Annotated in this window: 15 protein-coding genes; 5 read left to right on the top strand and 10 right to left on the bottom strand. The window is 49.3% G+C overall.

What is annotated here, in order from left to right:
- Positions 1–59: 59 nt before the first annotated feature.
- Positions 60–605, top strand: coding sequence for a pyridoxamine 5'-phosphate oxidase family protein (locus G459_RS0106745; protein ID WP_026966956.1), 546 nt, complete (start codon positions 60–62; stop codon positions 603–605).
- A 35-nt stretch (positions 606–640) separates the two neighbouring features.
- Positions 641–1525 (top strand): Mph(E)/Mph(G) family macrolide 2'-phosphotransferase, encoded by an 885-nt coding sequence (gene mph / locus G459_RS0106740; RefSeq protein ID WP_026966955.1) that lies wholly within the window; start codon positions 641–643, stop codon positions 1523–1525.
- A gap of 398 nt (positions 1526–1923) precedes the next feature.
- On the opposite strand, the gene G459_RS0106735 is transcribed toward mph, so the two are convergent.
- From G459_RS0106735 to G459_RS0106725, 3 genes are all read right to left on the bottom strand, one after another.
- Positions 1924–3093 (bottom strand): MFS transporter, encoded by a 1170-nt coding sequence (locus G459_RS0106735; protein WP_026966954.1) that lies wholly within the window; start codon positions 3091–3093, stop codon positions 1924–1926.
- Between the two features lie 170 nt (positions 3094–3263).
- Positions 3264–3713 (bottom strand): nuclear transport factor 2 family protein, encoded by a 450-nt coding sequence (locus G459_RS0106730; RefSeq protein ID WP_026966953.1) that lies wholly within the window; start codon positions 3711–3713, stop codon positions 3264–3266.
- A 136-nt stretch (positions 3714–3849) separates the two neighbouring features.
- Positions 3850–4302 (bottom strand): DUF1569 domain-containing protein, encoded by a 453-nt coding sequence (locus G459_RS0106725; protein WP_026966952.1) that lies wholly within the window; start codon positions 4300–4302, stop codon positions 3850–3852.
- A 376-nt stretch (positions 4303–4678) separates the two neighbouring features.
- On the opposite strand from G459_RS0106725, the gene G459_RS0106720 reads away from it, so the two are divergent.
- On the top strand, positions 4679–5167 hold the full coding sequence (locus G459_RS0106720) for a hypothetical protein (RefSeq protein WP_026966951.1): 489 nt from the start codon (positions 4679–4681) through the stop codon (positions 5165–5167).
- Here G459_RS0106720 and G459_RS0106715 read toward each other — a convergent pair.
- Positions 5164–5757: a dihydrofolate reductase family protein gene (locus G459_RS0106715; protein WP_026966950.1), complete on the bottom strand. Its 594-nt coding sequence runs from the start codon at positions 5755–5757 to the stop codon at positions 5164–5166. The two genes, G459_RS0106720 and G459_RS0106715, sit on opposite strands and share 4 nt — an antisense overlap.
- Before the next feature lie 245 nt (positions 5758–6002).
- Here G459_RS0106715 and G459_RS0106705 point away from each other — a divergent pair, with 245 nt between their 5' ends.
- A complete protein-coding gene (locus G459_RS0106705) occupies positions 6003–6719 on the top strand; it encodes a 3-ketoacyl-ACP reductase (RefSeq protein ID WP_035455331.1) in 717 nt (238 codons plus the stop codon).
- Between the two features lie 261 nt (positions 6720–6980).
- On the opposite strand, the gene G459_RS0106700 is transcribed toward G459_RS0106705, so the two are convergent.
- The 6 genes from G459_RS0106700 to G459_RS0106675 all read right to left on the bottom strand — a co-directional run bounded on the left by G459_RS0106700 (position 6981) and on the right by G459_RS0106675 (position 13186).
- Positions 6981–7856, bottom strand: coding sequence for a hypothetical protein (locus tag G459_RS0106700; RefSeq protein WP_026966948.1), 876 nt, complete (start codon positions 7854–7856; stop codon positions 6981–6983).
- A gap of 156 nt (positions 7857–8012) precedes the next feature.
- Complete coding sequence (locus G459_RS0106695; RefSeq protein WP_026966947.1) at positions 8013–9260, bottom strand: erythromycin esterase family protein; 1248 nt, start codon at positions 9258–9260, stop codon at positions 8013–8015.
- A gap of 49 nt (positions 9261–9309) precedes the next feature.
- Positions 9310–11028: a tetratricopeptide repeat protein gene (locus G459_RS0106690; protein ID WP_035455327.1), complete on the bottom strand. Its 1719-nt coding sequence runs from the start codon at positions 11026–11028 to the stop codon at positions 9310–9312.
- 728 nt (positions 11029–11756) lie between these two features.
- Positions 11757–12176 (bottom strand): VOC family protein, encoded by a 420-nt coding sequence (locus G459_RS0106685; RefSeq protein WP_026966945.1) that lies wholly within the window; start codon positions 12174–12176, stop codon positions 11757–11759.
- A gap of 74 nt (positions 12177–12250) precedes the next feature.
- Positions 12251–12664, bottom strand: coding sequence for a YybH family protein (locus G459_RS0106680; protein WP_026966944.1), 414 nt, complete (start codon positions 12662–12664; stop codon positions 12251–12253).
- 75 nt (positions 12665–12739) lie between these two features.
- A complete protein-coding gene (locus G459_RS0106675) occupies positions 12740–13186 on the bottom strand; it encodes a YdeI/OmpD-associated family protein (RefSeq protein ID WP_026966943.1) in 447 nt (148 codons plus the stop codon).
- 344 nt (positions 13187–13530) lie between these two features.
- Here G459_RS0106675 and G459_RS0106670 point away from each other — a divergent pair, with 344 nt between their 5' ends.
- Positions 13531–14337, top strand: a complete 807-nt coding sequence (locus G459_RS0106670) for an SDR family NAD(P)-dependent oxidoreductase (RefSeq protein ID WP_026966942.1) — start codon at positions 13531–13533, stop codon at positions 14335–14337.
- Positions 14338–14346 lie beyond the last annotated feature (9 nt).

The raw sequence follows: 14346 nt of genomic DNA, 5'->3' as shown, positions 1-14346 counted from the left end.
TTAGCTATTTTTGGGACTAACTCTCTATTTTTCATCAAAATCAATCAAGCCATCGAACTATGGGAAAGCAATTGGAATCGATCACGGAGGAGCTCAGCGAGTTTATCGCCGCCCAAAAGGTATTTTTTGTCGGTACAGCCGCCGCAGAAGGCAAGGTCAACGTCTCGCCGAAGGGAACGGATTCCTTTCGGGTGATCGGTCCAAACAAAGTCGTCTGGCTTAACCTGACCGGCAGTGGCAACGAGACTGCTGCCCACTTGCTGCTCAATCCGAGGATGACGATCATGTTTTGTGCCTTTGAGGGAAAGCCATTGATCCTGAGGCTTTATGGCCAAGCCAAGATCTACCATCAACGGGATCGGGAATTTCATCAGTACATCGACCTGTTCCCCGCAAACACCGGCTCACGGCAGATCATCGAGATGGAGGTCGACCTGGTGCAGACCAGCTGCGGTTTTGCCGTGCCGTTTATGGACTTCAAGGAGGAGCGGGGGACGCTGAATGCCTGGTCTTCCAAGCAAGGGGCCGATGGCATCGAAGAGTATTGGGAGCGAAAAAACACCAAAAGCCTCGACGGTTTTGAGACCAGGATTTTGGAGAGCTAAGCTCCGTTAAACCAGAAAAACATCGATTAATGAAATTGGAAATAAAGGATATCCAGGATCTTGCCCGGGAGCATGGACTGCTGCTGTCGGAGGAGATGGAATTCAATGAGATGGGGATCGACTTTCGGGTCGGTTTTGCAAAGGACTTGGACGGTAGGCCGTGGCTGCTGCGGATTCCCCGGAGAGAAGGTTTGGGCGAGCAGATCGACGAAGAAAAGCGCATCCTGAAGCTCGCGGGCCAACATCTATCGGTGCAGGTGCCGGATTGGAAGATTGCCACGCCAAACTTGGTAGCCTATCCCTTACTTGACGGCAAACCTGCCCTGACTTTTGATGCAGACACCTATGAGGTGACCTGGAATATGGATCAGAACAGTCCTCACTATATTCCATCCCTGGCAAAGGCGCTCGTCGAACTTCATGGCATTCCTCAGGAGGAAGTTCGGGCAAATGGCCTGAAGGTGCTAAGCCCCCAAGCGGTAAGAACTGAGATCGCAGACCGGCTCCAGCTGGTAAAGTCCGAGCTCGGGATCAGCGAAGCACTGGAGCAACGCTACCTGAAATGGTTGGATCAGGACGCACTCTGGCCTGATTTCACGCGATTTATCCATGGAGATCTCTATGCCGGGCATGTTCTCACCTCCCCAACTGGAGCTGTGTCGGGCATCATAGACTGGTCCACCGCCCAAGTGGCCGACATCGCGCTAGACTTTTCCGGGCACGCCACTGTCTTTGGAGAAGAGAGCCTCAAGGCGCTTGTTACCGAGTACCAAAAACAGGGCGGAGAGGTTTGGGATAAGCTCTTTGAGCAAAGCCTCGAGCGGGCCGCTGCTGCACCCTTGGCCTATGGCTTCTTTGCCGTCGAAACACAGGATGAGAAGCACATCCTCGGAGCAAAGGCCCAGCTGGGCGTTGGCTAGTGGTAACCTCGCTAAAAATGCTGGGGAATTAAGTGGCTACGAAATTACAAGCCTGAGATTATACGGTAGCGAGCGGGAACGTACTTTGCACCTTTGGCGTCTATGTGAGATAGATCTATAGTCTCGCAGAGGCGCGAAGTCGCGAAGGGTAAAACCCGGATTCGATCACTGGTGGTGGTAAAAATACAGGAGCCTTTATCGCAGGCGGGATAAACAGGCCTAATTGCAAATCGAGCCTGTAAATGCTGAAGCAGAAAATGGACTTTAGCGACCGGAGGTGAACTTTGCGCCTTTAGCGTCTTTGCGAGAAAGATCTATCATCTCGCAGAGGCGCGAAGTCGCAAAGCGTGAAAGCTCCTGGGTCTCTCCTCCAAGGGAAAGTAAATCTTGCTTTACTGTCAGTGATGAGCGGATCTGACCTTTTTGTTCATTCCTCTCGTCAGCAGAAGTATCAGCACCAGAAAAATGCCCAAAAAGGCCAATAGAAAGCCGTGACCGGTGAAATTGGATATTTTCCCAAACAGAAAAGGCATGAGCGTAATGCCCACATAGGCGCTGGCCATCTGCATGCCCATGATGCTCTGTGAGTGCTGCTCGCCAAAGTTGACAGGAGTCTCGTGGAGCAGGCTTGGGAAGATCGGCGCGCAACCCAGCCCGATCAGCAAGAATCCAGGCAGGATGGTGTCGGAAAACGGAAGAAATAGCGTCAGAATCCCCAACCCAATCACGCCCTGACCCAGGTACACCAACTGTCGGTTAGAGAAATGGCTGGTCAGAAATCCGGAGAGAAACCTGCCCAAGGTAATCCCCAAGAAATACAGGGAAACCAACCGCGCAGCCTGATCCGCCTCCAATCCGCGCTCGAATACCAGGTAACTTGCTCCCCAAAGTCCGAAAGTTGCCTCGATAGTGCAGTAGCAGAAGAACACAGCCAGGGCCTGTTTGAGTCCCGGTAGTGTGCCGATCAGGGAGAAGATGCTGGGAGATTTTTCTGAAGCAGGATCCGTTGTTACTGTCTTTCCCTTAATCCAAAGCGGAAGAGAAGCCAGCAAGATCAGGACCAAGGCCAGCTGAATCCAGGCAACGGTATGGTAGCCCTGAGACCAGGATTCTCCTTTGGCCAGGTGACCTGCCATGATCATCGGCCCGATCGCTGCGCCGACTCCCCAAAAGCTATGCAGCCAGTTCATGTGCCGGGCCTGATAGTGCAGTGCCACGTAGTTATTCAGGGCGGAGTCCACGCTTCCGGCTCCCAGTCCGAGGGGAACTGCCAGCAGGCAGAGGAAGCCGAAATGATGCGAATAAGAATAACCCATCAGCGCCAAAGCGGTCATCAGGACGCTCACCGTCGTGACGGCGGCCACCCCGAACCGATCGATGACCTTGCCGCTGAACAAACTCGACACCACCGTGCCGGCGGCTACAATCATGGAGAGAATACCCGCGTAGTCCAGCGGAACAGCCAGGTCCTCAAACATGGCGGGCCATCCAGCCCCCAAGAGTGAATCGGGAAGACCGAGGCTGATAAAGGCCAGGTAGATGACGAGGAGCAGGAGGATTTTTTTCAAAATGGATCGGAAGGTGAGGGGTTAATTGTTAAGCTTTGATTTGTCAGCGGACTACGGTTGACGGTCTACTGCCGCGGTTTTTTAGAATTTAGCAGCAGTACTGCTTTGCCTTCTCTTTTAAATAGATCGATAACGGGCTGTCGTCTGTGGTCTGTCGACTGAGGACAAGCCTACTTCACTTCCTCATCCGGTATAGCCATCGTGTGATTGGCCAGCAGGTAAAATCTCCCGTCGATCCAGGCGTAGGTTCGCATGAAGTGGTAAGTCACGGGACTTGGCGGGCGATCCACCACCGTGAAGCCGCTGACCACTCCGGTATTGCCCAAGATCACCACCTGCTGATCGCGGGGTAACCGGCCCTTGGTATTGTCGGCTTGACCGGCCTGAATCCGTTTTGCCCGCTCGACGGCGTTGGTTTTTCCGTCTACCAAGCTGGCATGGTTGTGTACCCAGACAAAATCCTCCGCGAGCAGATTTTCCAAAAATGGCGCGTCCGAGGTCAGGAGAGCCTTTTCCCAGGCGATGTCCAGTTCCAAGAGTTGTTCTTTAGAAGGTGTCTGTGCTTGCGTCGCGAAGGAAAAGAGGAAAAAGAGGGATAGGATGGCGAGGGATTTTTTCAAGGTGGTGTGTTTTGGGTTAAAGTGGAAGTAGGAAAAGGGATTGAAAACTGGCTTTGGGTCTGTCCGACCGCTGGCAACAGAAGGACGGCAGCAAGCGAAGTCAATCTAGGAGATTGGGACTCCTGGGCAGAGGAATTCAAACCCCAAACTGCCTCAGATGATGATCCGTGTGTTTGTAAGCCAAGATGCCAACCTGCTCCCGGCTCATCTTTCCAAAGAAGTCGTGGATCAAATCCGGGTTGTCAAAGTTCTCGTAAGCCTGGAGCAAGGAGATCCATTTGGCCTTTTCGGCCTCCAGATCGCAGGTGGTTGCTTTTACCTTGAATTGCTCGGAGGTTGGGACGTTTTTGTCAAAGGGCTTTTCGTTTTTGATCATACTTTTCAGCGCGATCTTTCCAAAGATCTTCCCGAGCCATTCCTGACGGTAGGTATGGGGGTCTGTCCCGAGAATCCATCCGTTCCAGTAGGTATTGTGAGCAACCATCTGGAAGACGTTCATCTTTCCCCATTCAGCTTGATCCTTTTCGCAGATCTGGGCAATTCTTTCGATCAGTTCGTTTCTTGTAGCTTGGTCAAAAATGGTTTTCATAGTTCAAATGCTTGATGACTGAGGTGGAAAATGAAATGTTTTGTCGATTGGATCAAGACAAAATACGTATACCCCTTGACCAAAAATTAGCGACAAAAGTATTGCAAACAAAACTGCCGACGCAAACAGTCGATTCTGTTTCAGGGTGGAAAGCCCAATGAAATCCCGTTCTCAGAGCGGAATTTCAAGCCTCAAACCCGGAAATTGCTGATATTTATAATAGTTGGGATGATGCCCGGGAGAAGATCCCATCAGAGAAAATGAATTTTTAAAAATGAACGACTATGAAATCGAGCATAACAAAAACCTCACACACTGGAATGATTATATGCCATGCGAGATTCCATATGTCCAATAAAAATCAAATTACAATCATATGAAAATCAAACAACTGGCCTGCCTGATCTTGGCTTTATTCCTCAGCAATGCCCTGGTGGCACAGGTTAGTACTTCCGATAAATCACTGTCAAGCGCTGATGTGCTTGCTTTTGAGCAATCCGAATCGGAGTACAAAGAAGTTCAGAAGGAACTGAAGCAACTTGAAAAACAACGAAAAGACCTGCTGGATCGAATGGCGGCACTTGATGCACAGCAAAAGGAGCTGGTGACGCGTACTGAAAAGCTGGAAGCGGTGTATGACGGATTAGCCACCAAGGCCGCTTCCAAGCCCTCCGGTAGAAAGACTTCAATGGCTCCCGTGGGGAGTTTGACGAAGCAATTTCAGGAAACGCAGATGTCCTTCAATCTTCAGTACCTCCAGCTTCAGCAGCAGATGCAGAATGAGAACAGGAGCTATACAGCTATAAGTAACATCATGAAAACAAAGCACGATACGGTAAAAAACAGTATCTCCAATGTCCGCTAAGTCCCTATGCTTCCTGTCTTAACTTCTCCGGCCCGCTGGTAGTTGGCGATGATCACGCCAGTGGGGGTTACGACACTTTCTGCCAAGGTAAATGCGGCTGGAATTGCTTTGTCGTCAAACAGACGTTTCCCATGACCAAGGATTACCGGATGGATCATCAGCCAGAATTCGTCCACCAGTTCATGCTCAAGAAGCAATTGAACGACCTCGCTGCTGCCCCACACGTGGATATCCAGACCTTCTGAGGATTTGATTTTTTTGATGCCAGAGACGGTTTGGACGAAAACGGAATTCTCCCAGTCCGTTTTGTTTCGGGTAGTCGACAGGACGTATTTGTTGACGTCATTGATGGTGGGCCAATATTCGGTGTGTTTGGGCCAGTAATCTTCCCAAATCTCGAAGGTCTTTCTGCCCAGGAGAAGGTCTGCCGGCTTCAGCAGCCGCTCCATCATCTTGTTGTTGACTTCGTCGTCGTAGGGCGCGACCCAACCGCCGTGTTTGAATCCGCCTGAGGGATCTTCTTCCGGACTGCCCGGGCCTTGCATTACCCCATCTAGTGAAATGAATGATAAGACGATGAATTTTCTCATGATTTCCAGTGGTTTGGTCAGAATATAAATTTCGTCAATTGCGGCTTGGCTACGCTAGTGAAATGCGGCAATCTTAGAGGGGCAATGCGTCAATTGGCTTAATTTATCTTGGTTGATGATTTTTAACGATTTGTAAAGGATCGGCCTTTTTTTGGAAACATTTGATTTTGGCAAATTTCTGCCCATAGTCGGGGACATTTCTTGGCTGTTTTGGGTTTACTGGTCTGACAAAAAACTTTAGCAACATGATTTCATTGGAAGGAAAAATAGCGATTGTCACCGGTGGTGGACGTGGATTGGGGAAAGCAGTGGCACTGAAACTCGCCGAGGAAGGCGTTCATATCGGGATTACGGGACGAAACGAAGAACAACTAAAGGCAGTCGTGGAGGAGCTGAAAGCGCTCGGTGTTAAGGCGGCCTACGCAGCATTTAGTGTTGATTATGAAGCCGAAGTTGTGGCGGGAATCGATGCCTTGGTGGCGCAGCTGGGGGGAGTGGATATCCTGATCAACAACGCAGGGATCGCCAAGTTAGGGACGCTGGAAGTGATGTCTTCGGCGGATTGGGAGCAGGTGATTCGCACCAATTTGTTTGGTGTCTATTATACGGCGATGGCGGTATATCCGCATTTGAAATCGAGAGGCCAAGGTGATGTCGTCAATGTGGCATCTACAGCCGGGCTCAAAGGTGGGGCTACGATGTCGGCCTATGCAGCGTCCAAGGCTGCGGTCGTTTCCCTCTCGCAATCCATGATGTCCGAATGGCGCAAGCAGAATATCCGCGTATTCACCCTCACACCGAGCACTATCGCCAGCGATATGAGCATCCAAGGCGGACTGACCGACGGCAATCCCGAAAAAGTATTGCAGCCGGAAGACTTTGCTGAGTGGGTACGGGACATGCTGAAGATGAACCGACGGGCCCTCATTGCCAATGGTTCTATTTTCTCGACCAATCCATAAATTATAGGTTTACAAATTGCGCTTTCCTCTTTTAAGGATACCCAGCCCATGGTTTAGACTGTGGGCTTTGTGTTTTGGGAGTCTAGTTTTTTGCCGGTTGGGTCGATTCCGATAAGCCTCTTGTCTTATTTTTAGCCAGTCGTCCTTTGTCTGAACGAAACCTAAGCGTTATTCAAATGCTCCGAACCCGGACGACAACTTGGTAGCTGTCCGCTGATCAATTTGTAAATTCGTTTGGATATAAAGGCAGGGAGCTTTGCTCTAAAAATTCACAAGTTCACCGCCTCTCTCTGGGCGTTTGTTGTCCTTGTTTTTAATCAACCAAGTCATTGCCATTAGATAACCTGCTATGGGTGAAATACCATAGCCCATCAGTGGGACCGGGAAGTTTCCAAAAAATGTGGTGATGATCAATATCGTAAAGTATAAACCCAGAAGCCCGGATAGCAGCCTCTCCTTGTGATTCAGTGTAACAAAGAATGGAAGCGGTATAAGGATCAGCGAAATAATCCCGAGAACAGTCCAGATTGAGCCCATTTTCATTACCAACCCAAAGATTTCTTCCACATAGTCCACCGCTGGAAGCGTATCTAAGTGTATCCATGACAGGATTACCAAGAAGATTAAGATGCAGATGGTGAAAAGTGAAATAAATCTGTTGCCGACTTTATGATAGAGGATGATCCCCATGGGAATAGCAAATGCAGTTAGCTGCGATGCGTCTGGCTGATAAGCAAGCAGAATAGCTACTGTGATCGTAATTGCACTCACCCATAGATCCTTATTGTCTTTCAGAAGAGTCCAAAGTGTAATGATTAAAATCGGAGCGAATATGCTGGAGATGTATAGGCTGATTGGTCCGATGGACAGCCATCTGTGGACGTTGTCAATGCCAGGATCAACAAATGTCAGTGCGTACAAAGCGATTATCAAGCATGTCATCAGTGTTCCATTTATGCTCTTGGAATTTTTATATATCACATAGCATGAGATTAACCATCCGACCACCACGAATACAAGGTTTGATGTCGCAATAAGCCCATTAACAGCGTGTGCCTTCATCGCGACAGCTCCGATAGTCACAGCCGGCAAAGCTGCCATTGGCGTAATGAAATAGTCAAATCTGTTTCTTGTCATATTTTTGAGACGCCCGTTTCTGGCTGGCAATTGGGTAGTATTTCATTGCCTTGTCTTGCCCAATATCCTCATCATTCTTTAATTGGTTGAGGATTTTTTTAGCGAATTGTTAATTCATCTTGAAATGAAGGCGTTTTACAAACCCTATCGGTCGGATTACCAGTCAACTTTTGTTGGGGAGACCTTCTTCAGGAGTAAAAGACCGTCAAAGGTCCTTGCCAGCACCATCTTGTTGCTGTTTTTCAGGTCGATGAAAGTGTCGCTGACGATGAGGTCTTGATTGAGCCAGTCGCTTCCCGGCGAGAATTCCTCCGGCATGTCCAGAAAGGTGACGGCAGCCTCAAGTTCGGTAATGATATGTTTGATATCCAGACCTGTAGAATCCTGCGGAGTCATCGCGACTTCTTTGCCGGAATTATCGCTGTAGGAGCCGGACCCGGCAAAAATCCCGATGGAATACATGTCCTTTTCGTACTTGTCCTTAAGCAACTCGCCCATCACGGTTTCGTTTTCGTTGCACTTTCCCAAATGGAAATTATGACCAATGAGTATTACCGGATGATCCTTGTAGACCTTGGTGAGTAGCCATTCCGTATTGTTTGCCATTGCTGAGTCCCGCGCCGCCCACCTTCTGCTCCAGTCCCCGTCTTTGAGAAATTGGAGCATGTAGGACAGGTATTTGATCCGGTTTTCGAGGGTATGATCTACCAGCATCAGTTCTTTGGGAGCCTCTGCAGTGACGAAGGGTGCTAGGTCAGCCCTGACTTTCTGATAATCACCCATCAGTTTTGTGGTGTTGTCCCTCAAAGAGTCATAGACGGCCTTTCTGTTGGTTAAGTCTCTTGCCGCCGCGCCATACCTCGATTCAAGGTCGTGTATACTTGAGGTGTCGAGTTTGCAGTCCAGCATTACTTTTTTGAAGATCGGATTGAACGAGACTCCCGTACGCTGAACATCAAAGCCTGCAATGGAGATGTCCTGGGATTTTGCATAGCTGAATAGATCTACAAATTCCTTGGTACGCCAGCCTCCAAACAGCCCGTTTGTCATTTGAGAAGGGCTCATGAATTCCCGGTCGATATCGGCAGTGATTAACTCACCGATTCCTGATTCGAGCAGGATGGTATTTGCACCCATTTCCTGATGCAAGTAGGCGATCAGAGAGTTGCGCAGTTCAAAAATCTCCTTTGAGCCGTGATTGAATTCTCCGATCAGGATGAGCTTTTTGCCTTTTACATGCGGCGATAGGAAATCCCACTTTGCCTGAGTTTGCAGACTGTCCAGGTATACCGTCTGTGAATAGTCTTGGAGGAAAGCTGTTTGGTCATCAGATAGGGATTGGCTAAATGCTGCGGTGAAAGTGGACAGTCCAAGGACCAATCCGAGTATAGGGTGTCTCATCATTTCCTCATCTCTTGTTTTCTGCGCGCGCCAATTGGGATTGTAATCAGACTTACCGCATGCAGAAAGCAGCCGCTAAATAAACCAGCTCCTTGGGTGAAGTAGCATCGATGGTCAGCGCGACATCCTGTCGTTTCTCAGGATCTATCTCTGAGCCTTTCAGATCCATTTCTGCAAGTTTCCAAGCCTCCTGAAATTGCCTGTCCATCTCCGCCGCTTCTTCGTTTTTTCCCTGAGCCATCAAGGCAGCAGTCAAACCGCTGAGCGCAAAACCGTTTTTGGGCCAGTTGTACAGGTCTTCCCGATACACCCGCTCCGCAGTGGCAAAGTCGCCGGCTTGCAGGTATAGATTTCCCAGGATATGTCGGACGGAGAAAAACCAATCCGGAGGCTCATTGTAGTTGAGTCCGTCTTCGATCACAATCGCCTCTGCAAGCAGGCTTTTGGCTGCCCCGTCCTTTCCCTCGTTGGTCAACAATTTTGCCTCCAAAACCCTGGAGGCAATCTGGCAAACCTCCGTCACCTTGTTGATTCCCCAGTTCATCTGGTCCGCGATGGTCGAGTCCTGGGCCAAAAGCCGGAGCTGTTCCAGTTCCTTTTTGGCCGCCTCGTTTCTCCCTTCTTGGGCCAAAGCCATGCCTTGGGCATAGTGCCAGATGGCTCTTGGGTACACCAGGTCCTCGGCAGGCTGGGGGAGTGATCTGATCTTTTCCCACTGGGCAAACTTCACCAGAATGTGATAGGGGATGGTCAGATAGTGCTGCACCATCTCGAAGCCGGGCTCGTGCGTGTAGGCCGGGTCCACCAAGCTCGCGGTCTTGAAAGCCGCCTCAATCGATCGGGAAGCTCTGCCTTCGAAAGCAGCAGTGGCGGCAAGGAAATGGTAATTGTGTGTGAAATACATCTGGGGATAGTAGCCCTGTGCCCTGCATTCCGCGATATAGGTGCTGTCTGCCAGGACGGCCTTTTCATTGGCAACGGAACCGGCGTGATAGTCTCCGGTATTGATGTAGATATGGGAGGGCATGTGGACCAAATGTCCGGCAGCAGGCACGAGGTCTTTCAGGCGCTCGGCCACTTGGAGCGGTTGTTCCATCTTTCCGCTGGCCTCCGTGGCGTGCAGGTAGAGATGGTTGGCCAGTGGATTTTTGGGGTCGATGGCGATGACCCGCTCCAAAAGGGTCACCACTTCGGGTGTCCAGGGTCGTGGTGTGCCGCCGCGCTTGTCGTAGAAGTCCCAGGGGTGGAGATTCATCACTGACTCTGCATACAGCGTGGCCACGAAAGAGTTTTCGGGAAAGGCTTCGTGGGCTTTCCGCACTTCGCTGGAGAAGGCCTCGTCTTCGGAAGTGGTGGAGGAAGAAGGGAATTTGATGGCGATGGCCTGTATCACGGCCTGCTCCCAGAGACTGGCGTTTTTACTGAGTCGTAAGGCTTCTGCTACCGCATTTCGGATCTCTTCGACAGCTCCCATGTTAGAAGAGGAGTTGAAATTGGGGCCCAGGACATAAGCGATCCCCCAATAGCCCATGGCAAAATCGGGATCAAGCCGGACTGCTTCCCGAAAGGAACGCTCGGCCTCGGCATGGTTGAAGTTGTTGGCCATGATGATGCCTTGGTCGAAAAACTTTTGGGCATACGGTGACTTGGTGGTGACTGGTACCTGATATTCCCCGATGTTCGTAAGCAGGGGAGCTTTGAAAGTAGGAGGTTCCTGCTTGCAGGCTGAGAGCAGCAGGCAGAAGAACAGAAGATTGGATAGGATTCTCATGGCAAGAAAGGTTGGTGGGATAAAAAAAAACTCAACTAAAAAGATTACTTAATCCAGCAATTCAAACTGCTGTGATTTTAATTAAAAAATTCACCTCAAGCAAGTCCAATTCATTGAAATACAGGAGGGTTTTTGGTCGCGGTAAACATATTTTAGCGGCTTGTAAAACACTTGAATATTCTAGCCGATCTTCAACTGGACGGATTTATTTTGGAGGTTGATTTTTAGCGAATAGCAAATTCGTTTGGATATGAAGGCGTTTTGAAAAATACGTCTAAGCCTAGGTCAAACTACACTCAGATTGGAAATACATCCAGTTTAGATTAAATGCGGATGAAAATTATATCGGTCGTCCCTACGGGACTTTGCCACAACCTATTGCCATCAAATTTTCCAGAGGTTGAAACCACTGGCAAGAAAATGGATCGTCCATACGGGAGGAGCGAGCGTAAAGGAATTGTCCAGTGGACAAATCCAGCGAGCAGCCAGCTTGCAGGGCGGGAAATGTATATTTGGAAACAATGCCGTAGGCATGGCCGATTACCTAGCCAGTCATTTCAATGGCTGGAATAAAGGAAGGAAAGAGGTGCTAGAAAAATGCCGTAGGCATGGACGATATTTTCGAAGGGCAGTTATTGTTTCTCCAGCGCGGAGTTGTTATTGAAAGTATTGAAGATGGTACCTACGCCAAGGATAGCACTCTGGTCAACCCGCGGAAAAAGCATCCTCTATTCTTCATTCAGCAGCATCCACGAAGTTCCAAACTTATCACGGAGCATGGCAAAACGATTGGCAAAGAAGGTCTTTTCCAGCTTCATAAAGATTTCACCATCCCTGGAGAGCAGGTTATAGGCTTCTTCGGTTTTCTCCGGCGTGTCAATCCTTAGCGTCAAATAGGCACTTCGCATAGGTTCGGCACTCACCACGTCAGCCCCTCTGACCAAAGTACCTCCGATCTCAATGATTGCATGGAGGATAGGTTTCTCCCATTCCTCCGGAAAGTGGGGAGGCCGTTGGGGATGGGGCATCATCATCGTGACCTTTCCGCCAAGATGCTCCTCGTAAAACCGGAATGCTTGCTCGCAATGCCCGGGATAGTTGATGTAGATATCAAGTCTCATCGATGGCTCGGCTTTCATGGTGTTCATTTTTTACGGTAAAGCTCTCAGTGATTTGAGTGCTCGATTTCAGGTGATCCGAGCCCATAGAGTCCCTGCCTATCCTAGATATCCAGTATTGCAGTGAGTCCATCCGAACTGACCGGCGCTGAGGTATGCTGATGGACCACTTTCCACCCGTGTTCAGATTTTGAGAAACCGAGTGATATCCGATTCTTCATCCCTCTTAAGACAGCACCTTCGCCTGAAATTGCCTGAAACTGAATCAACGCACTCGCAAATCCCACATCGCCGGATTGATGGATCTTCACCATTTCGAATTCAACTTTTACTTTTTCTTCGCCCAAAGAACCAAGCCAGTCTATAATGATCTTACTCCATTCTGAGGGATTCGAGATGTAACCCTGATCCCACATATCAAAGATAAGGGCATGCTCATCGTAGAGATCGATCATAGCTGAGGCGTCTTTATCCCAGGCAGATCTTTGATAAATTTTGAAAAAGTCTTCAATTTCCATAAGTCAGTCTTTATTCTTTGATGGATGTTTTTGCAATGCTTATTCCGATTCTAACACACGTTCGCGGCCAAGATATCAGGGTTTGATCTTTTGATTTAAGTCCGCAATGATTTTTTCAAGCCGCTTCCTTAGCGTCTCTTCCGTCTTGGAGGTCTCTATCAAGGCAACAATCTTCTTTTTGTTGCTAGGAGCCAGTGTGTCAAAAAACTCTTTTGCTATTTCATTGGCCCTTAGCCTGTCTGCCAAGGCTTGAGGAAGTTCAACGGTTCGTGGTTCATTGTCCAGATCGAGATTGATCTCAACCGTCTCACCACCTACAACTTGCACATTTTTACGATGATCACTGCTTAGCGGAATGAGGAATTTACCTTCCATTACTCCCACAGTGCTTCTGTACGAGTAGTTTTTGATTTCAACCAATACAGGCGGGCGCTTGCCTGCACCCAGTTGCTCAATGACAGTTTCGGGAACTTCAATACCCAAGTTGTTTCCTTTTTGAAAGATGGTCGTCTTAAATTGCATAACGCTTCGATCTTTGGTTGTCGGTCCTGCCTAACAGGCAGGCTTCCAGCCCCTTTTATAAAAGTACCAGGAAGTACGTCTAAAAACGAGTTGTCCAAACGACAAATTCAAGGCGGTTTGCGACACAATTGTTCAATCGTCGCAGGTTACGCTTTGGCTTTATGTCGCCGGGCACAATACAATTAGGGCACGAGCATCCTGTCGAGGGCAGTGTCTCAATGATCCAGGCTCCGAGGTGTATTTTCAACCTATTTATCTGCCGCAATTGACCCGCTAGAATGCCGTGTTTACAACCGTTTTTCTATTTTGGAATAGAATAGATTTACTGTCAAAACACGAATCCTATGCTTCTGAAAAATAAAAATGCCGTAATCTATGGCGTCTCCGATTCAATGGCAGGGGCATTTGCCCGTGCCTTTGCCAGGGAAGGTGCCCGCGTTTTTCTGACGGGACGTTCACTTGAGAAAGTGGAAAAAGTAGCGAATGAAATTATAGCAGCCGGTGGGAAAGCGGAAGCCGCACAGGTAGACGCCCTAAATGAAAACGAAATTGCCGATCACCTGGGGACTGTACTGGCTAGGACCGGCACCGTTGATATTTCATTCAACGGCATTTGCATCCAGGATATCCAGGATATTCCACTGATCGACATGTCCCTTGACGATTTCGTGCGACCGGTCACCATTGCAATGCAAACGCAATTTCTGACCACCACCGCTGCAGGCAGGATCATGGTAAAGCAAGGATCCGGTGTCATCCTTTCACTCACCGCTACACCCGGTGGCGTAGGATACCCGCTCGTGGGTGGCTTTGGCCCGGCATGCTGCGCGATTGAGAGTTTTTCAAGAGATCTGGCGATTGAGCTGGGTCCGCATGGTGTCCGTGTGGTCAATATCCGGTCGGCAGGATCTCCGGACTCCCGGCCGTTTCGGGATGCTCTGGCCAATGATGCGGATGCGGTGCATGGCTTTCTTACGAAACTGGAAGACGACACCATGCTGAAACAATTGCCCATGATGGCCGACATTGCGAATGCGGCGCTCTTTCTCGCCTCGGATCTGGCAGGCAAGATCACCGGTGTGACGATCGATGTCACTGCGGGCACAACCAATGGATTGAATTATAAAATCCCCGCGATTCCATTCGTTTAGACATTGTAT

The sequence above is a fragment of the Algoriphagus terrigena DSM 22685 genome, assembly GCF_000429445.1.
Taxonomy (GTDB): Bacteria; Bacteroidota; Bacteroidia; order Cytophagales; family Cyclobacteriaceae; genus Algoriphagus; species Algoriphagus terrigena.
The sequence above is the reverse complement of the archived record's forward strand: the minus strand, read 5'-3'. Positions and strand labels throughout refer to the sequence as shown.